The sequence below is a fragment of the Amycolatopsis sp. NPDC004169 genome, from assembly GCF_040610315.1.
In the GTDB taxonomy this organism is placed as follows: domain Bacteria; phylum Actinomycetota; class Actinomycetes; order Mycobacteriales; family Pseudonocardiaceae; genus Amycolatopsis.
The window spans coordinates 1-17,158 of record NZ_JBEXMD010000023.1; the positions used below are offsets into that span (position 1 = coordinate 1).

The following is a 17,158-nucleotide window of genomic DNA, read 5'->3' on the forward strand; positions in this document are numbered from 1 at the left end:
TGTCCAGCTGTCGGCGGGCGGTTTCGTGCTTTTCTCTGGGGGACAACCCCCCAGCCCCCCAGCCGGGGGCGAGCCCCCGGACCCCCCGCGGCTTCCGCTGTGGTCGGGTTGTCGAGGGCGTGTTGCTTGCTCGGCGGCCTTCGGCCTTCTCGCTGGTGGGGTTCGGGGCTGGGTCTGGGTTGGTGTGGGGGTGGGTGTTGGTCGATAGGGTGCCTCTATGAGTGAAACTGAGGCCGACACCCTCTTCGAACGGATCATCGGTGGGGAGATCCCCGCTGACGTCGTCTTTCAGGATGAAACCACCTTTGCCTTTCGGGATATTCGGCCGCAGGCTCGCGTGCACGTTCTCGTCGTTCCTCGGAAGCGGTACCGGAACGTTGCGGAGCTTGCTGCCGGGGATCCGCAGCTGCTGAGTGATGTCGTTGCCACCGCTCGCAAGGTTGCCGAGCTCGAGGGGATCGTCGAGAGCGGGTACCGGGTTGTCTTCAACACCGACTCCGATGCCGGGCAGACCGTCTTCCACGTTCACGCCCACGTCCTGGGCGGGGAGCCCCTGGGGCTGTTCGGGGCTCCGGAGCAGGACTAGGGAAACCGGCCTGCGTCTTGTCGGTGGGTGCCAGTAGCATCGGTGGGGTCCGAGCTCCCTCACCGAGAAAGCAGGCCTGAGGCCACGTGGCCGGAACCGTACCGGGTGGTGCCGCCCGACCCGACGTCCCCGGGGACGTCGCCAAGACCGAGGATGCCTCCGTCCAGGCCGCGCAGTCCCGTTTTCCCATCCCCGACGCCGCCGCGCTGAGCCTGCTCGGCTCGCGCGACGAGAACCTGCGGGTCGCCGAGGAGCTCCTCGCCGCCGACGTGCACGTCCGCGGCAACGAAGTCACCCTGACCGGCACACCGGCCGACGTCGCGTTCGCCGAACGCGTCTTCGCCGAGCTCGTGCAGCTCGCCACCGGTGGCCAGCAGGTCGGACCCGACACCGTCCGGCGCACCGTCGGCATGCTCTCCACCGGGGACGCCTCGCCCGCCGAGGTGCTCAGCCTCAACATCGTCTCGCGGCGCGGCAAGACCATCCGGCCCAAGACGCTGAACCAGAAGCGGTACGTCGACGCCATCGACAAGCACACCGTCGTCTTCGGCATCGGCCCCGCCGGCACCGGCAAGACCTACCTCGCCATGGCGAAGGCCGTCCAGGCCCTCCAGGCCAAGCAGGTCACCCGGATCGTGCTGACCCGCCCGGCCGTCGAAGCCGGCGAGCGCCTCGGCTACCTGCCCGGCACCCTCAACGAAAAGATCGACCCCTACCTGCGGCCGCTCTACGACGCGCTGCACGACATGGTCGAGCCCGAGTCGATCCCGCGGCTCATGCAGGCGGGCACCATCGAGATCGCGCCGCTGGCCTACATGCGCGGCCGCACGCTGAACGACGCCTTCATCATCCTCGACGAGGCCCAGAACACCACGCCCGAGCAGATGAAGATGTTCCTCACCCGGCTCGGCTTCGGCTCCAAGATCGTCGTCACCGGCGACATCACCCAGGTCGACCTGCCCAGCGGGCAGCGCAGCGGCCTGCGCGTCGTGCGGGACATCCTCACCGGCGTCGACGACCTCCACTTCGCCGAACTGACCAGCCAGGACGTCGTCCGGCACCGGCTCGTCGCGAGCATCGTCGACGCCTACGAGAAGTGGCAGGCCGTGCAGGACGCCCAGCAGAACGACGGCTGGAAGGGCAACCGGCGTTGAGCATCGAGATCGCCAACGAATCCGGCGTCAACGTCGACGAGACGTCCATCGTCTCCGCCGCGCGCTACGCCCTCGACAAGATGGAAGTCAGCCCGCTCGCCGAGCTGTCCATCCTGCTCGTCACCCTCGAAGTCATGGAAGACCTGCACGAACGCTGGATGGACCTCCCGGGCCCCACCGACGTGATGGCCTTCCCGATGGACGAGCTCGACTCCTCCCGCCGCCCCGACGCGCCCGACGCGTCACCGGCACTGCTCGGGGACATCGTGCTCTGCCCGGCGTTCGCCAAGGACCAGGCCAAGACCGCGGGCCACGCCCTGATCGACGAGCTGCACCTGCTCACCGTGCACGGCGTGCTCCACCTCCTCGGCTACGACCACGCCGAACCCGCCGAGGAACGCGAGATGTTCGGCCTCCAGAAGCGCATCCTCGGCGAATACCAGGAGGCCGTCGCCGCCCTGGACAAGCGGGACGCCCAGCGCAGCACCGACGACCGCGTGCTCGGCATCGCCGGCCTCGAGGCCCCCGCCGCCGAACCCCCCGCCGGGGAAACGCCCTAGGCACCAGCCATGGAACAGCTCTTCTTCGCGATCGCGCTCGTCCTCCTGGCGGGCGTGTTCGCGGCGGCGGACGCCGCGATCAGCACCGTCTCGCAAGCCCGGGCCGAAGGCCTCGCCCGGCTCGGGCTGCCCGGCGCCAGCCAGCTCGCCGCCGTCGTCGCCGAGCGGCGACGGCACATCAACCTGCTGCTCCTGCTCCGCCTCGGCTGCGAGCTGACGGCGACCGTGCTGGTCACGGTGTTCGTCGGCACCCGCCTGGCGCCGCTCGGGCTCGCCGTGCTGGTCACCGCGGTCGTGATGGTCGTCGTCAGCTACGTCCTCATCGGCGTCGGGCCCCGCACCCTCGGCCGCCAGCACCCCTACCGGATCGGCCGCTACGTCGCCGGGCCCGTCCGGGTCCTCGGCTCCGTCCTCGGCCCGCTGTCCCGGCTGCTCATCCTCATCGGTAACGCCATCACCCCCGGCCAGGGCTTCCGCGAAGGCCCGTTCACCTCCGAAGTCGAGCTGCGCGAGCTCGTCGACATGGCCCAGGAACGCGGCGTCGTCGAGGACTCCGAGCGCGAGATGATCCACTCGGTGTTCGAGCTCGGCGACACCGTGGCCCGCGAGGTGATGGTGCCGCGCACCGAGATCGTCTGGATCGAGCGCACCAAGACCGTCCGGCAGGCCCTCGCCCTCGCCCTGCGCACCGGGTTCACCCGGCTGCCGGTGATCGACGAGTCCGTCGACGACATCGTCGGCGTCGTCAACATCAAGGACCTGATGACCGGCTACCTCGACCCCGACGGGCCGAGCACGGTCGTCGACTCGGTGATGAACCCGGCGTCCTTCGTCCCCGACTCGAAACGCCTGGACGAGCTGCTCAAGGAAATGCAGCGGTCGCACAACCACATGGCGATCGCCGTCGACGAGTACGGCGGCACGGCGGGCCTGCTGACCATCGAGGACGTCCTCGAGGAGATCGTCGGCGAGATCACCGACGAGTCCGACGCCGACGAACGCCCCGAGGTCGAGGAACTGGACGGCGGGGCGGTGCGCGTGTCGTCCCGGATGACCGTCGACGACCTGGGCGAACTGTTCGGCATCGACCTCGAAGACCACGACGTGGAGACCGTGGGCGGGCTGCTCGCGGAACGACTGGGTAGGGTCCCGCTGCCGGGGGCCGAAGCCGAGGTCGCCGGCCTTCGGCTGTTCGCCGAAGGGGGCAAGGACCGCCGTGGCCGGATGCGGATCACCTCCGTGGTCGTGCACCCGGCCGACGCCGAGGCGATGACGGACCCCGTCGACCGGACGCGCCGCCGCACGCGCCTGCCCCACCCCGACGAACGCGACAGGAGCGTCGAACATGCCTGACCTCGAGGCCGAGGACCAGAAACTCGTCGTGCTGGCCCGGTCCTCGCGCGCCCGCATCCAGGCCCCCGAGGGCGCCGCGGTCCGCGACACCGACGGCCGCACGTACGCCGCGGGCACGGTCGACCAGCCGTCGTTCAAGCTCACCGCGCTCCAGGCCGCGGTCGCCGCCGCGCTCTCCAGCGGCGCCGAAGGCATCGAGGCCGCCGCCGTCGTCAGCGAAGAGGGGCTGCTCAAGGGCGCGTCCGTGCACGCGGTCCGCGACATCGCGAAGTACGCGCCGATCATCCTGGCCGCTCCGGACGGCACGGTCCTCGAGGTGCTCGAGCGATGACCGAGCACCGTTCCGGCTTCGCCTGCTTCGTCGGCCGGCCCAACGCCGGCAAGTCCACGCTGACCAACGCCCTCGTCGGCACCAAGGTCGCGATCACCTCCAGCAAGCCGCAGACCACCCGGCACGCGATCCGCGGCATCGTCCACCGCGAGGACGCCCAGCTCGTCCTGATCGACACGCCGGGCCTGCACCGCCCGCGCACCCTGCTCGGCGAGCGGCTCAACGACATCGTGCACACCACGTGGTCCGAAGTGGACGTCGTCGGCTTCTGCGTGCCGGCGAACGAGAAGATCGGGCCCGGCGACAAGTTCATCGCCAACGAGCTGCAGAAGATCGCCAAGCGGACCCCGGTCATCGGGATCGTCACCAAGACCGACCTCGTCCAGCCGCAGCAGGTCGCCGAACAGTTGCTGGCGCTGCAGCAAGTGATGGACTTCGCCGAGCTCGTGCCGGTGTCCGCAGTGGACGGCTTCCAGGTCTCCACCCTGGCCGACCTGCTGGTCCAGCGGCTGCCCGAGGGCCCGCAGCTGTACCCGGGCGGCGAGCTCACCGACGAGCCCGAGCAGACGCTGGTCGCCGAGCTGATCCGCGAGGCGGCGCTGGAAGGCGTCCGCGACGAGCTGCCGCACTCGATCGCCGTCACCGTCGAGGAGATGCTGCCCCGCGAAGGCCGCGACGACCTCATCGACGTGCACGCGTTCCTCTTCGTGGAACGGCCCAGCCAGAAGGGGATCATCCTGGGGCACAAGGGCGAACGGCTGCGCGAGGTCGGAGCCACCGCCCGCCGGAACATCGAACGGCTGCTCGGCTCGAAGGTCTACCTCGACCTGCACATCAAGGTGGCCAAAGAGTGGCAGCGCGACCCCCGTCAGTTACGCCGGCTCGGCTTCTGACCTGGTTTTTTGCCGCCCGGGGGAGCGGTGGCCGAATTCCTGGTCTCGATTCGGTCGCGGCGGGACGAAACGCGGGGCGCGCAATGATCTCTCCCCCTACAGTCGCGGCTTCGACCACACCGCGGCCCGTCGGGGCGGCCCGCGGACCCGGTGGTCGTCCGTGGAGCTCGACGAAGGGGAACGACCGAAGATGACCGACAGCCAGGGCATGCCCAACTACCCCGGCGACCAGCCGAACCAGCCCGGCGGCCAGCCGAACTACCCCGGTGGGCAGCCGAACTACCCCGGTGGGCAGCCGGGTGGCTACCAGCCCGGCCCGCCTCCGAGCAACAACCTCGTGTGGGCCATCCTGACCACGATCCTGTGCTGCCTCCCGTTCGGCATCGTGTCGATCGTGCAGGCCGCGAAGGTGAACGGCCTGTGGGCGCAGGGCCAGACGGCCGCCGCGCAGGAAGCCGCCGACGCCGCGAAGAAGTGGGCGATCATCGCCGCCATCGCCGGTGTCGTGGTCAACGTGCTGTGGATCATCCTGCTCATCGCGGGTGCCTTCACCTTCGGCACCAGCACGCCGTCATACTGACGTAGCCGAGCAGCAGGAGGATCCCGGTGACCGACCAGTACCCGCCGCCCTACCCGCCCCCGGGCGGGCCGGGCTACGGCTACCAGCAGCCGAACTACGGGCCGCCGCCGGAGAACAACCTCGTGTGGGCCATCCTGAGCACCGTGCTGTGCTGCCTGCCCCTGGGGATCGTCGCGATCGTCAAGGCCAACCAGGTGCACACGCTGTGGTACCAGGGCTTCCCCGCCGAGGCGCAGAAGGCCGCGGACGACGCCCGCAAGTGGGCGATGTGGTCGGCCATCTCGACCGGGGTCATCCTGCTGCTCTACGTGCTCTTCTTCGTCGTGCTGGCGGGGATCGGCATCTTCTCGGTCGGCCGGTCATGACCGCGACGACCGTCTACACGGGATACCCGGCCCGCGGCGCCAAGGCCAAGCTGCGGGCGCTCAGCGCGCCGATGGCCGTCGTCGCCGGGCTCGGCGCGTGCTGCGTGGCCGTCTGGATCGGCGACCCGACGACCCCGGGCGGGTTCCTGCCCGTCTGCCCGACGAAGGCCCTGCTCGGCATCGACTGCCCCGGCTGCGGCGGCATGCGGATGGCGTACAGCCTGATGCACGGCGACATCCCCGCGGCCCTGCACTACAACGCCGTGTCGTTCGTGACCGTGCTGCTGCTGGTGTGGAGCATCATCGCGTGGACGGTCGGCCGGCTGCGCGGGCGCTTCGTGGACAGCTGGCTGCACTGGCGCTGGACGCCACTGGCGTTTTCCGTCGTGTTCGTCGTCTGGTTCGTCATCCGCAACCTGCCGTTCGCGCCGTTCACCGGCTTGCACGTCTGAATCGCGGCCGCCGGGAACCGGGCGGGTACGCACCGCGTCGGAGGGGTCGCGCGGTTCACCCGGACAGCTGAAGCCTGGGCGGCGCGGCGTGAGGTGAACCGAGTACGCTCCCGCGGACCGGACCGACGAGGGCGGATCCGTTCCGCGTGTCGGGGAAGTGACCAGCGAGGGGAAGACACCGATGACCGATCCCTACGGTCAGCAGTCGTTCGGGCAGCCGTCCGGTGGCCAGCAGCCGTTCGGGCAGCCGCAGCCGGGGCAAGCGCCTTACGGCCAGCAGGCGCCGTTCGGCCAGCCCGCACCGTTCGGCCAGCAGGGCAACCCCTTCGGTCCGCCGCGCAACTACGCGAGCTGGGGTCAGCGCGCCCTCGGCTGGCTGGTCGACATGGGACCGGTCGTCCTGCTCTACCTGATCCTCATCCCCGTCGCCATCATCGGGAGCAACGCCTTCTCGGTGCTGGCGCTGGTCGGCTCGCTCGCCTGGATCGGCTGGTGCGTCTACAACCGGTGGATCCAGCAGGGCAACACCGGCCAGTCGCTCGGCAAGCGCATCGCGAAGATCAAGCTCGTCCGCGAGGACACCGGGCAGCCGATCGGCCCCGGCATGGCGTTCGTGCGCGACCTCGCCCACTTCGTCGACAACGTCATCTGCTACGTCGGCTGGCTGTGGCCGCTGTGGGACGACAAGAGCCAGACGCTGGCCGACAAGATCATCGGCACCGTCGTGGTCAACGCCGACGACACGGCCGCGCCGCTCGGCCAGCAGGGCGCGCAGGCGTTCGGCGGCTACCCGCCCGCGGGCCAGCCCGGCCAGTTCGGCCAGCCGCCGTCCGCCGGCTTCCCGCAGCAGCCCGCTTCCGGTGGTTTCCCGCAGCAGCCGCAGTCCGGCGGCTTCGAGCCGCAGCCGGCCCCGGGCGGGTTCGGCCAGCCGCAGCCGGGTGGGTTCGGCCAGCCGCCGTCCCCCGGCGGGTTCGGCGCCCAGCCGCCGCAGCCGGGCGGCTTCGCGCAGCAGCCGCTCGCGCCGCCGCCGGGTGGCAGCGCCTTCGACGAGCAGGCGGAGCGGACCCAGATGCTCCGCCCGGGCACCGGAAGTTCTTTCGACGAGCAGGCCGAGCGCACCCAGATGCTGCGGCCGGACGCCACCCCGGGTGAGCCCGAGGCGACCCAGAAGATCCAGCCGGGCCAGTTCGGCCAGCCGCCGAACGAGCAGCGCTGACCCCGTTCCTCCCGCACCACCACCGCCGGAGTCACCCGGCGGAAGTTCACGAATAGTTGGGGTACCACGTCATGACCAATCCCTACGGCCAGCAGCAGCCCTACGGCCAGCAGCCGCAGCAGCCGGGCTACGGCCCGCCGTCCGGCGGCATGCCCGCGCCCTACGGCCAGCAGCCGGCGCCGTACGGGCAGCCGGCGCCGTACGGCCAGCCGCCGTTCGGCGCGCCCGGCTACGGCATGCCCGGCGGCGGTGACATCAACGCCATCAAGGACTACAAGGGCTGGGCGATCGCCTCGCTCTTCCTGGGCGGCCTGATCCTCGGCATCTTCGCGATCATGAAGTCCAACGAGGTCGGCACGTACAAGATGCAGGGCAACTACCAGATGGCCGAACAGGCCTCCCGCACCACCAAGACGCTCTGCCTGATTTCCACCATCCTGGGCGGCCTCGGCTGCGTCGTGGCGATCATCGTGATCATCGCCTCGGCGGTGGCCGTCAGCACCTGCTACGGCTACTACTGCTGATTCCGCGGGGCGCTCCACCCCGGCATCACCCCGAAGTGGGACGATGTCGGGGTGGTGAACCTCTACCGCGACACCGGGGTGGTGTTGCGCACGCACAAGCTGGGTGAGGCCGACCGGATCGTCACCCTGCTGACCCGGCGGCACGGCAAGGTCCGTGCGGTCGCGAAGGGCGTGCGGCGCACCTCGTCGCGCTTCGGGGCCCGGCTGGAGCCGTTCGGCCACGTCGACGTGCAGTTCTACACCGGGCGCACGCTCGACGTCATCACCCAGGTCGAGACCGTCGACGCGTTCCAGCTGCCGCTGGTCGCCGACTACCAGGCCTACACCGCGGCCAGCGCGATCGCCGAAACCGCCGACCGGCTCTCGGCCGAAGAGGGCGAGCCGGTGCTCAAGCTGTACCTGCTCGTCGTCGGGGCGTTGCGGGCGCTGGCCGACGGGCAGCGCGACTCCTCCCTGGTGCTCGACGCGTTCCTGCTGCGCGCGATGTCCTACGCCGGCTGGGCCCCCGCGCTCACCGAATGCGCCCGCTGCGGCCTGCCCGGCCCGCACACCGCGTTCAGCATCGCCGCCGGCGGCTCGATGTGCGCCGACTGCCGGATCGCCGGGTGCGTGCACCCGGCCCCCGAGGTCCTCGACCTGCTCACCGCCCTGCTGCACGGCGAATGGCCACTGGCCGAGGCCACCCTGCCCGGCACCCGCCGCGACGCGAGCGGCCTGGTCGCGGCGCACCTGCAGTGGCACCTGGAGCGGCAGCTGCGGTCCCTTCCCCTGGTCGAGCGACGCGCCCGTGAAGCGGCAGTGTCATCCGGGGCTTCGCCCCCCGAAAGACAGGGGTCACCCGGGCAGTAGGGTCGGGCTGACCGGTTTCACCCATCCAGGGAGGCTCGCAGTGCTGCGCAGGGGACGCGAGAACAAGGCGTCGCGGTTCGAGCTGCGAGCCCCGGATCCGCACCCGTCGGGCGCGAAGCCGCCGGAAATCCCGCGTGAGCTGGTGCCCAAGCACGTCGCGCTGGTCATGGACGGCAACGGCCGCTGGGCCAACCAGCGCGGCCTGCCGCGGATCGAGGGTCACAAGCGCGGCGAAGCGGTGATGATCGACGTCGCCAGCGGCGCGGTCGAGCTGGGCGTCAAGTGGCTGTCGGTGTACGCGTTCTCGACGGAGAACTGGAAGCGCAGCCCCGAAGAGGTCCGCTTCCTGATGGGCTTCAACCGCGACACCATCCGCCGCCAGGTCGACTACCTCGGCTCGATCGGCGTGCGCATCCGCTGGGCGGGGCGGCGGCCGAAGCTGTGGGCGTCGGTGATCAAGGAACTGCAGGCGGCCGAGGAAAAGACCAAGCACAACACCGCGCTGAACATGACCATGTGCGTCAACTACGGCGGCCGCGCGGAGCTGGGTGACGCGATGCAGCGGATCGCGCAGGACGTCGCCGCCGGGAAGCTCGATCCGGGCAAGGTGAACGAGAAGACCATCGGGAAGTACCTGTACCAGCCCGAAATGCCGGACGTGGACCTGTTCCTGCGGCCCTCGGGCGAGCAGCGGACGTCGAACTTCCTGCTGTGGCAATCGGCCTACGCGGAGATGGTCTACCAGGACACGCTGTTCCCCGACTTCGACCGGACCCACCTGTGGCGGGCCTGCCTGGAATTCGCGAAGCGGGATCGCCGCTTCGGCGGCGCCGTCGACCAGGCGGCTTCTTCGTGAGCGCGACCGAAGCGGTCGAAACGGCGGAGCTGCTGACGCGGGCCCGGGAGGCATTGGAGCGGTACCTCGAGGTCCACGTCGACGACGACGGCGCGCTGACGTTCTCCCACGGCGGCGTCCCGTGCGTCATCCAGGCGACCCGGCTCGGCGAAGGCCTCACGGTGCTCACGCTGACCTGCGTGGTCGGCTGGGACCTCGCGGACGAGCCCGCGCTTTCGATCGCCGTCGCCGAGCGGGCCGGGCAGGGGCTGTTCGGGACGCTCGGGGTCGGGCATTCGGACAACGGGGCCGACGTGACGCTGCGGTACGCGTTCCCGGCGGCCGGATTGGACGCGGCGGCGCTCGGGACGTTGCTCATGCTCGTCGTGTCGACGGCTTCGCAGCTGCGGACCGATCTGCCCGGAATCGTGCCCGGCGACTGACCCGTCCGGGGTGGACTTTCCGCCGCGAACGGAGGATTCCGTACCGAAACGGACCGTGATCTTCCGTTCGCGGCCCGTGCGGGTCCGGTCTTGTCGGACGGCCCTGGCATCATCGCGGTCGTGAACATCGTTTCCGACACCGAGGCCGAGCCCGGCCGGCGCACGCGCCGGTTCCGGATCAGCTCGGTCGAAGTGCTGTGCGCGATCCTGCTGATCGCGATCCTCGCCCAGAGCCGGCTGCAGCAGGTGTTCGACGTGCCCGCGTTGCGCACCGGCTCGACCGTGTTCGTCGCCGTGTGCGTGCAGGCGCTGCCGTTCCTGGTGCTGGGCGTGCTGATCAGCGGGGCCATCGCCGCGTTCGTGCCCGCGCGGGTGCTGGAGAAGGTGCTGCCCAGGCGGGCCGGGGCGGCGGTCGGCGTCGCCGGGCTGGCCGGGGTCGCGCTGCCGGGGTGCGAGTGCGCCTCGGTGCCGGTGGCCCGCCGGCTGATGGGGCAAGGGGTGGCGCCGGCCGCGGCGCTGACGTTCCTGCTCGCGGCGCCGGCGGTGAACCCGGTGGTGCTGGTGGCGACCGCGGTCGCGTTCCCCGGCAAGCCGGAGATGGTGCTGGCGCGCTTCGCGGGCTCGCTGGCGACGGCGATGGTGATGGGCTGGCTGTGGGCCCGCTGGGGCAAGCTCGAATGGATCACCGCGCGGGCGCTGCAGCGCCTCCCGGACGTGGCGGGCGGCCGGCGGTGGCGGGTGTTCGCCGAGACCGCGCGCACGGATCTGGTGGAGGCGGGCGGTTTCCTGGTGCTGGGGGCGCTGATTTCGTCGGCGCTGAACGTGCTGGTGCCGGCCCGCTGGTTCGGCGTGCTGGGCGGCCAGCTGGTGCTGGGCGTGGTGGTGATGGCGGTACTGGCGGTGGTGCTGGCCCTGTGCAGCGAGGCGGACGCGTTCGTCGCGGCGTCCCTGACGGCGTTGCCGCTGCTGCCGAAGCTGGTGTTCCTGGTGGTGGGCCCGGCGATCGATGTCAAGCTGTTCGCGTTGCAGGCGGGCACATTCGGCCGGTCGTTCGCGGTGCGGTTCGCGCCGGTGACGTTCGTGGTGGCGGTGGCCTGCGCGCTGGGGGCCGGATTCGTGGTGGGGGTCGCGTGAAGCGGGAAACCCAGAACATCCTCCTGATCCTGCTCGGCGGGGCGCTGGTCAAGATCGCGGCGAACGGCGACTACCTGCGGTACGTCAAGCCCGCGCAGCAGCCGTGGATCATCGCCGGTGGTGGGGTCATGGTGCTGCTGGGTGCCGTGGCGATCGTCCGCGACCTGGTTGCCTCGCGGAAGGCCGCCGCGCACGAGCACGATGGTCACGCACACTCCGCGCGTCCCGCCTGGCTGCTGCTGGTGCCCGTGCTGGCCGTGTTCCTGGTCGCCCCGCCGGCTCTGGGCGCGGACTCGGTGATCCGCACCGAGGCCCGCGCCCCGTCGAGCGCGGCGGTGGCCAACGCGGCCGCCTTCCCGCCACTGCCCGCGGGGGACGTGGTTCCGTTGTCCGTCAACGACTTCGTCACCCGCGCCGGCTGGGATGCGGCAGGCACGCTGAACGGCCGCACCGTTTCGCTGACCGGGTTCGTCGTCCACACGGGAGGCAGCACCCTGCTGGCCCGCCTGGTGATCAGCTGCTGCGCGGCGGACGCGTTCCCGGTGACGGTCCGCCTCCGCGGCGCCGCCGCCGACCACCTGGCCAGCGACGCCTGGATCCAGGTGACCGGCCAGGTCGTCCCGGGCACGGCCACGAAGGACAACAGCTACACGCCGGACTTCACCCCCGCCTCGCTGACGTCCGTCCCGACCCCGAAGGACCCTTACGAATACTGAAATCCGCGTACCCGGCCGGTCGGCCCGCGTACCCAGCCGGTCGGTTCGCGTATCCAGGCGGTCGGATGGCCCGCCCGGCGCCCAGCGGCCGGGCCGACCCCCCGGGTACGCGGGCCGACCCTCCGGGTACGCGAGTCGGCTGTCCGGGTACGCGGGGTCAGTGCTCGGCGCACGTGCCGGTGATCTCCACCGTGTGGGAGATCTCCGAAAAGCCGTGCTCGGCCGCGATCTTCTCCGCCCAGCGCTCCACCGCCGGCCCCTCGACCTCGACCGTGCGGCCGCACAGGCGGCAGACCAGGTGATGGTGGTGGTGCGCGGAACACCGGCGGTAGATCGCCTCGCCCGAATCGGTGCGCAGCACGTCGATCTCGCCCGCTTCCGACAGCGACTGCAGGGTGCGGTACACCGTCGTCAGGCCGATGCCGTCGCCGCGCTTGCGGAGCTCGTCGTGCAGTTCCTGGGCCGAGCGGAAGTCGTCGATCGTGCTCAGCAGCTCGACGACCGCGGCCCGCTGCCGGGTGGACCGGCGCCCGGGGACCGGGGCCTGGCTGCGCGACGGGGCCGTGTTCATCACTTTCCTTCCTGCACGTGGGCGACGGCGTCGACCACGATGTGGGCCAGGTGGTCGTCGGCGAGGCGGTAGACGACCTCGCGGCCGCGGCGCTCGCCCTGCACCACCCCGGCCGTCTTCAGCACCCGCAGGTGCTGGCTGATCAGCGGCTGCGCGACGTCGAGGGCGTCCACCAGCTCGTGCACGCACCGGTCGGCCACGCGCAGCTGCAGCACGATCGCGATCCGGACCGGCGCCGCCAGCGCGCGCAGCAGGTCGCCCGCGTCCGTCAGCACCGACTGGGCGGGGTGCGCCGGCACCGGGGACCCGTCGGCCGCCGGGGCGCAGTCCGCGAGCCCCGGCTGGGCGCCACTGCCGGTGACCGTCGCCATTCCCGCCTCCACACTGCCCGCGACCATGAATTCCGTAGTCATTGCCGATAACGGCTGCCGCCATCCTAGTGTTCCCCCGTCCGGGACCCCCGCCTCGGCGCCGACTGCGGGTTACGGCCGGTCGTATTACCCCGAACGGGTGAGTTCGTGGGATATTGGCCCTGCGGCTTCGCATGTTGTCGCGGACGGTGCAAGGTTGTCGCGGAGCGTTTCGCCGTTTCCCGGACGCCGGCGACCCGTCCCGAGCAGAGCAGTGGGGAGACATGACGCGTTTGGTGACGAAGGCAGCCGCACTGGCCGTCGCGGTGTTCCCGCTGGTCAGCGTGGGTGTCGCCGGGGCGCAGACCCAGGCGGTCGACGAGAAGACCGGGCCCGTTTCGTTCGCGAACATCGCTTCCGTGCGCATCGGGGACGAAGGCCAGCGCGGCGGCGCCCTGATCACCGAAACGCAACGGTCCCCGCTGCTGCCCGGCCAGTCGAAGCTCGGCGCGGACCGCGTCTCGGTCCCCAAGGACGACGGCGAGCGCGCCACCTTCGGCGGGCACTACCGGATCGACCTCGGCCGCTACAGCGCGTCACAGAACCCCTACCCGCCGGGTGTGCCCAGCCGGGACCACAACGTCTACGCCGCCCTGCAGGCCACCACCGTGCCCACCGCCGTCGCGGAGACGAACTACGCGCTGCGGGACACCTGGCAGGGCGGCACCAAACCGGCCGACGACACCGTGCTCGTCCTGGAAGGCGCCAAGACGTCGGTGGACTGCACCGGCCCGGCGAAGCTCTCGGCCGCCTCGACGGTGACCCGGCTGTGGGTGCGCCAGGCCGGCGGCGGGCTCGGCATCGTCCCGATGCCCGGCGGCACCGCGGGCCTGCAGCTGAAGAACCTGCGGCTCGGCCCGCCGGGGGACATCACCAACGCCGACCGGGCGACCACCGTCTCCGACCTGAAGCTGACCCGCGTCGCCGCGTTCGACCAGCTGATCCGCCAGGACGGCTGGCGCGGGGGCGACTTCACCGCCGCCGCCGGCTGGCGGGTCGAGATCACCACCCACGTGAAGGACGCCCAGGGCGCCGCGCTGCAGGACGTGAAGACGACCATCGTGCTCGGCGGGGTCAGCTGCTCGATCCCGAAGGGCTTCGTCGCGAAGGCCGGCGGCCCGGCCGGTGGCACGACCGCCACCCAGCCCGCCGTCCCGACCCAGGTCCCGGCCGGCTACCTGGGCGCGGCCGCGCCCGCCACCGACGGTGACAGTTCGCGCATCCCGTTCGGCATCGGCCTGCTCTTCGGCGGGGTGTTCTTCGCCGCGGTCGCCCTGCTGCTCGGCCGGCGGCGCAAAACCGGGTCGGACTAGGTGCTGCGCACCGCGCTGGCCGCCGTCTCGGCGGCACTGGCCGTGGCCGCCTTCGCGGCCGGGATCGTCGTGCTGACCTGGCTGCCGCCGTCGGCGACGCCGGTGGCGGCAGCCCCCGCGCCCGGCACGCTGCCGGGCGAGAACGCGGCCCCGGCCGTGCTCCCCGCCGACAGCGAGTCCGCCGCGCAGCAGCGGCCGGGCACGGTCCGGCTGCCCGGTGGGGCCACCGCCCGCCTGGTCCGCACCGAGCTGACCGACACCGGCGTGCTGCCGATCCCGCGCGGCCTCGGCGACGCGGCCTGGTGGGGCGCGAAGCTGGGCGCGGCCCAGGGCGCGGCGCTGCTGTCCGGGCACGTGAACTGGGAGGGCAAGCGGGGGCCGTTCGACGAGCTGTGGCGCATGCGGGCCGGTGACCGGGTCAGCGTCGTCGACGCCCGCGGTGGCCGGTGGGTCTACCGCGTCGACGACGTCGTCACGCTGCCGAAGGAAGCGCTGCCCGCCCAGGCCGCCCGGTGGTTCGGGCAGGACGGCCCGCACCGGCTGGTGCTGGTGACCTGCGGCGGCGACTACGTCGGCGGCACCGAGGGCTACGACGAAAACCGCCTGGTCACGGCCGAGCTGGTGACGCGCCCCGCCGGCTGATCGAATCCGGTGCAACCTCCGCTGCTCCTCGCGGCATGCCTGTCCGTGCACTGGCCACGACAGCGAAGGAGCGCAAGCCCATGCAGGAGCAGAACCCGGAGCCGAAGAAGGGCTCCGGCCGCTGGTGGATCGTCGGCGTCGCCGGGGCGTTCGTGGTCGCGGCGCTCGTCGCGACCCTGCTGGTGTTCACCGGAAAGGATGAACCCGCGGTCGCGAACGGCGTCGGGGGGACCGTGCCGGCCGCGAACCAGCCCGCCCCGGCGGGCACCCCGCAGGACACCGGCAAGGCACCGGCGCAGCTGTCCCTGCCCGGCGGCGGCACCGCGAAGCTGGTCCAGGAGGACCTCGACGCCGCGGGGGCGCTGAAGATCCCGGAGGGGCTCGACGAGGCCGCCTGGTGGGGCGCCGGGCTCGGCGCCGACCACGGTGTCGCGCTGCTGTCCGGGCACGTGAACTGGAAGGGCAAGAAGGGGCCGTTCACCGAGCTCTGGCAGGTCAAGCCGGGGCAGGAGGTCAAGCTGACCGACGCCGCCGGCGGCGCGTGGGTGTACAAGATCGACGCCACCGAGACCGTGCACAAGTCGGACCTGGCCGGCCGGTCGGAGCAGCTGTTCGACCCCGACGGCCCGCACAAGCTGCTGCTCGTCACCTGCGGCGGCGAGTACGTCGGCGGCAGCGAGGGGTACGAGGACAACCGCGTCGTGACGGCGTCGCTGGTGACGCGGCCGTAGGCTCACCTGCGCGAAAAGCGGTGGGCCCCGGCGGATACCCTGGACGTTCCAGTCCTGAACCGTCCCCGCAAGCTTTTTCGGAGCGTGGAGTGCCCACGAACACCATTGAGAAGATCATCAGCCTGTGCAAACGCCGTGGTTTCGTCTTCGCCAGCGGAGAGATCTACGGCGGCACCCGCTCGGCGTGGGACTACGGGCCGCTCGGGGTCGAGCTCAAGGACAACATCAAGCGCCAGTGGTGGAAGACCGTCGTCCAGGGCCGCGACGACGTCGTCGGCCTCGACTCCTCGGTGATCCTGCCGCGTGAGGTCTGGGTCGCGTCCGGGCACGTGAACGTGTTCACCGACCCGCTGATCGAGTGCCTGTCGTGCCACAAGCGGTTCCGCGCCGACCAGCTCGCCGAGGAGTTCGCGGCGCGCACCGGCAAGGAGACCAGCGAGGACGACCTGTCCGAGGTGCCGTGCCCGAACTGCGGCACGCGCGGCAAGTACACCGCGCCGCGGGACTTCAACATGATGCTGAAGACCTACCTCGGCCCGGTGGAGTCCGAAGAAGGCCTGCACTACCTCCGCCCGGAGACCGCGCAGGGCATCTTCGTGAACTTCTCCAACGTCCAGACGACGTCGCGGAAGAAGCCGCCGTTCGGTATCGGCCAGATCGGCAAGTCCTTCCGCAACGAGATCACGCCGGGCAACTTCATCTTCCGGACGCGCGAGTTCGAGCAGATGGAGATGGAGTTCTTCGTCGAGCCGGGCGAAGACGAGCGCTGGCACCAGTACTGGATCGACGAGCGCACGAAGTGGTACACCGACCTCGGCATCAAGGCCGACAACCTGCGCCACTACGAGCACCCGAAGGAAAAGCTCTCGCACTACGCGAAGCGCACCGTCGACATCGAGTACCGGTTCTCGTTCAACGCGGGGCAGGAGTGGGGTGAGCTCGAGGGCATCGCCAACCGCACCGACTTCGACCTGACGACGCACTCGAACCACTCGGGCCAGGACCTGTCGTTCTTCGACCAGGCCTCGGGCCAGCGGTACCGGCCGTTCGTCATCGAGCCGGCCGCGGGTGTCGGGCGTTCGATGATGGCGTTCCTGATCGACTCCTACGTCGAGGAAGAGGTGCCGAACGCCAAGGGCGGCACCGACACCCGCGTGGTGCTCAAGCTCGACCCGCGGCTGTCGCCGTTCAAGGTCGCGGTACTGCCGCTCTCGCGCAACGCCGACCTGACCCCGAAGGCGAAGGAGGTCGCGGCCACCCTGCGCAAGCACTGGAACGTCGACTTCGACGACGCCCAGGCGATCGGCCGCCGCTACCGCCGCCAGGACGAGATCGGCACGCCGTACTGCGTCACGGTCGACTTCGATTCGCTCGAGGACCAGGCCGTGACCGTGCGCGAGCGCGACACGATGTCGCAGGAGCGGATCGCGATCGACAAGCTCGAGTCCTACCTGGCGGCCCGCCTCATCGGCTGCTGACCCACCCCGGAGCCCGGGTACC

Annotated in this window: 22 protein-coding genes; 20 read left to right on the forward strand and 2 right to left on the reverse strand. The window is 71.1% G+C overall.

What is annotated here, in order from left to right:
- The first annotated feature begins 217 nt into the window (after positions 1-217).
- The 16 genes from ABZX11_RS27825 (at position 218) to ABZX11_RS27900 (ending at position 11,991) form a co-directional block, all read left to right on the forward strand.
- On the forward strand, positions 218-586 hold the full coding sequence (locus tag ABZX11_RS27825) for a histidine triad nucleotide-binding protein (protein ID WP_354918185.1): 369 nt from the start codon (positions 218-220) through the stop codon (positions 584-586).
- Between the two features lie 86 nt (positions 587-672).
- Positions 673-1,740: a PhoH family protein gene (locus ABZX11_RS27830; RefSeq protein WP_176171704.1), complete on the forward strand. Its 1,068-nt coding sequence runs from the start codon at positions 673-675 to the stop codon at positions 1,738-1,740.
- Entirely contained in the window at positions 1,737-2,300 is a 564-nt protein-coding gene (gene ybeY, locus ABZX11_RS27835; protein WP_176171703.1) for an rRNA maturation RNase YbeY, read from the forward strand. The genes ABZX11_RS27830 and ybeY overlap by 4 nt, the downstream gene beginning before the upstream one ends.
- Before the next feature lie 9 nt (positions 2,301-2,309).
- Positions 2,310-3,653, forward strand: a complete 1,344-nt coding sequence (locus tag ABZX11_RS27840; protein ID WP_176171702.1) for a hemolysin family protein — start codon at positions 2,310-2,312, stop codon at positions 3,651-3,653.
- On the forward strand, positions 3,646-3,984 hold the full coding sequence (locus tag ABZX11_RS27845; protein ID WP_086679058.1) for a cytidine deaminase: 339 nt from the start codon (positions 3,646-3,648) through the stop codon (positions 3,982-3,984). The genes ABZX11_RS27840 and ABZX11_RS27845 overlap by 8 nt, the downstream gene beginning before the upstream one ends.
- On the forward strand, positions 3,981-4,877 hold the full coding sequence (era, locus tag ABZX11_RS27850) for a GTPase Era (RefSeq protein WP_176171701.1): 897 nt from the start codon (positions 3,981-3,983) through the stop codon (positions 4,875-4,877). The genes ABZX11_RS27845 and era overlap by 4 nt, the downstream gene beginning before the upstream one ends.
- Positions 4,878-5,067: 190 nt before the next feature.
- Entirely contained in the window at positions 5,068-5,457 is a 390-nt protein-coding gene (locus ABZX11_RS27855) for a CD225/dispanin family protein (protein ID WP_176171700.1), read from the forward strand.
- Positions 5,458-5,483: 26 nt separating this feature from the next.
- Entirely contained in the window at positions 5,484-5,822 is a 339-nt protein-coding gene (locus ABZX11_RS27860) for a CD225/dispanin family protein (protein WP_354918192.1), read from the forward strand.
- Complete coding sequence (locus tag ABZX11_RS27865) at positions 5,819-6,274, forward strand: DUF2752 domain-containing protein (RefSeq protein WP_176171698.1); 456 nt, start codon at positions 5,819-5,821, stop codon at positions 6,272-6,274. The genes ABZX11_RS27860 and ABZX11_RS27865 overlap by 4 nt, the downstream gene beginning before the upstream one ends.
- Positions 6,275-6,455: 181 nt before the next feature.
- Positions 6,456-7,490 (forward strand): RDD family protein, encoded by a 1,035-nt coding sequence (locus tag ABZX11_RS27870; protein ID WP_354918197.1) that lies wholly within the window; start codon positions 6,456-6,458, stop codon positions 7,488-7,490.
- 71 nt (positions 7,491-7,561) lie between these two features.
- On the forward strand, positions 7,562-8,014 hold the full coding sequence (locus ABZX11_RS27875) for a CD225/dispanin family protein (RefSeq protein WP_176171696.1): 453 nt from the start codon (positions 7,562-7,564) through the stop codon (positions 8,012-8,014).
- Positions 8,015-8,065: 51 nt separating this feature from the next.
- Entirely contained in the window at positions 8,066-8,863 is a 798-nt protein-coding gene (gene recO, locus ABZX11_RS27880; protein WP_354918200.1) for a DNA repair protein RecO, read from the forward strand.
- Between the two features lie 40 nt (positions 8,864-8,903).
- On the forward strand, positions 8,904-9,719 hold the full coding sequence (locus tag ABZX11_RS27885) for an isoprenyl transferase (RefSeq protein ID WP_176171694.1): 816 nt from the start codon (positions 8,904-8,906) through the stop codon (positions 9,717-9,719).
- Positions 9,716-10,141, forward strand: a complete 426-nt coding sequence (locus tag ABZX11_RS27890) for a YbjN domain-containing protein (protein ID WP_176171693.1) — start codon at positions 9,716-9,718, stop codon at positions 10,139-10,141. The genes ABZX11_RS27885 and ABZX11_RS27890 overlap by 4 nt, the downstream gene beginning before the upstream one ends.
- 120 nt (positions 10,142-10,261) lie before the next feature.
- The gene (locus tag ABZX11_RS27895) at positions 10,262-11,275 is read left to right on the forward strand and encodes a permease (RefSeq protein WP_354918204.1); all 1,014 of its coding nucleotides are present in this window, start codon (positions 10,262-10,264) and stop codon (positions 11,273-11,275) included.
- Positions 11,272-11,991 (forward strand): TIGR03943 family protein, encoded by a 720-nt coding sequence (locus tag ABZX11_RS27900; protein WP_354918207.1) that lies wholly within the window; start codon positions 11,272-11,274, stop codon positions 11,989-11,991. The genes ABZX11_RS27895 and ABZX11_RS27900 overlap by 4 nt, the downstream gene beginning before the upstream one ends.
- Before the next feature lie 157 nt (positions 11,992-12,148).
- Here ABZX11_RS27900 and ABZX11_RS27905 read toward each other — a convergent pair whose 3' ends face one another.
- Together ABZX11_RS27905 and ABZX11_RS27910 are read right to left on the reverse strand one after the other, a co-directional pair.
- Positions 12,149-12,562: a Fur family transcriptional regulator gene (locus tag ABZX11_RS27905; RefSeq protein ID WP_004560925.1), complete on the reverse strand. Its 414-nt coding sequence runs from the start codon at positions 12,560-12,562 to the stop codon at positions 12,149-12,151.
- Entirely contained in the window at positions 12,562-12,933 is a 372-nt protein-coding gene (locus ABZX11_RS27910; RefSeq protein ID WP_176177826.1) for a metalloregulator ArsR/SmtB family transcription factor, read from the reverse strand. Before ABZX11_RS27910 ends, ABZX11_RS27905 begins: the two co-directional genes overlap by 1 nt.
- Positions 12,934-13,196: 263 nt before the next feature.
- Here ABZX11_RS27910 and ABZX11_RS27915 point away from each other — a divergent pair, with 263 nt between their 5' ends.
- The 4 genes from ABZX11_RS27915 to ABZX11_RS27930 all read left to right on the forward strand — a co-directional run bounded on the left by ABZX11_RS27915 (position 13,197) and on the right by ABZX11_RS27930 (position 17,136).
- Positions 13,197-14,285 carry a hypothetical protein gene (locus tag ABZX11_RS27915; RefSeq protein ID WP_354918211.1) on the forward strand — a complete coding sequence of 363 codons (1,089 nt, stop codon included), beginning with the start codon at positions 13,197-13,199 and terminating at the stop codon, positions 14,283-14,285.
- Complete coding sequence (locus tag ABZX11_RS27920) at positions 14,286-14,927, forward strand: class F sortase (RefSeq protein WP_354918214.1); 642 nt, start codon at positions 14,286-14,288, stop codon at positions 14,925-14,927.
- An 80-nt stretch (positions 14,928-15,007) separates the two neighbouring features.
- A complete protein-coding gene (locus tag ABZX11_RS27925; protein WP_354918512.1) occupies positions 15,008-15,658 on the forward strand; it encodes a class F sortase in 651 nt (216 codons plus the stop codon).
- 89 nt (positions 15,659-15,747) lie between these two features.
- Complete coding sequence (locus ABZX11_RS27930) at positions 15,748-17,136, forward strand: glycine--tRNA ligase (RefSeq protein WP_176171688.1); 1,389 nt, start codon at positions 15,748-15,750, stop codon at positions 17,134-17,136.
- The last annotated feature ends 22 nt before the right edge of the window (positions 17,137-17,158 follow it).

What these genes read in the sequence shown, in the direction of transcription:
- ABZX11_RS27855 (WP_176171700.1), top strand. Translation starts at nt 5,068, where the DNA reads ATGACCGACAGCCAGGGCATGCCCAACTACCCCGGCGACCAGCCGAAC.
- ABZX11_RS27870 (WP_354918197.1), top strand. Translation starts at nt 6,456, where the DNA reads ATGACCGATCCCTACGGTCAGCAGTCGTTCGGGCAGCCGTCCGGTGGC.
- ABZX11_RS27910 (WP_176177826.1), bottom strand. Translation starts at nt 12,933, where the DNA reads ATGGCGACGGTCACCGGCAGTGGCGCCCAGCCGGGGCTCGCGGACTGC.
- ABZX11_RS27925 (WP_354918512.1), top strand. Translation starts at nt 15,008, where the DNA reads ATGCAGGAGCAGAACCCGGAGCCGAAGAAGGGCTCCGGCCGCTGGTGG.
- ABZX11_RS27825 (WP_354918185.1), top strand. Translation starts at nt 218, where the DNA reads ATGAGTGAAACTGAGGCCGACACCCTCTTCGAACGGATCATCGGTGGG.
- ABZX11_RS27840 (WP_176171702.1), top strand. Translation starts at nt 2,310, where the DNA reads ATGGAACAGCTCTTCTTCGCGATCGCGCTCGTCCTCCTGGCGGGCGTG.
- ABZX11_RS27845 (WP_086679058.1), top strand. Translation starts at nt 3,646, where the DNA reads ATGCCTGACCTCGAGGCCGAGGACCAGAAACTCGTCGTGCTGGCCCGG.
- ABZX11_RS27905 (WP_004560925.1), bottom strand. Translation starts at nt 12,562, where the DNA reads ATGAACACGGCCCCGTCGCGCAGCCAGGCCCCGGTCCCCGGGCGCCGG.
- ABZX11_RS27875 (WP_176171696.1), top strand. Translation starts at nt 7,562, where the DNA reads ATGACCAATCCCTACGGCCAGCAGCAGCCCTACGGCCAGCAGCCGCAG.
- ABZX11_RS27865 (WP_176171698.1), top strand. Translation starts at nt 5,819, where the DNA reads ATGACCGCGACGACCGTCTACACGGGATACCCGGCCCGCGGCGCCAAG.
- ABZX11_RS27915 (WP_354918211.1), top strand. Translation starts at nt 13,197, where the DNA reads ATGACGCGTTTGGTGACGAAGGCAGCCGCACTGGCCGTCGCGGTGTTC.
- era (WP_176171701.1), top strand. Translation starts at nt 3,981, where the DNA reads ATGACCGAGCACCGTTCCGGCTTCGCCTGCTTCGTCGGCCGGCCCAAC.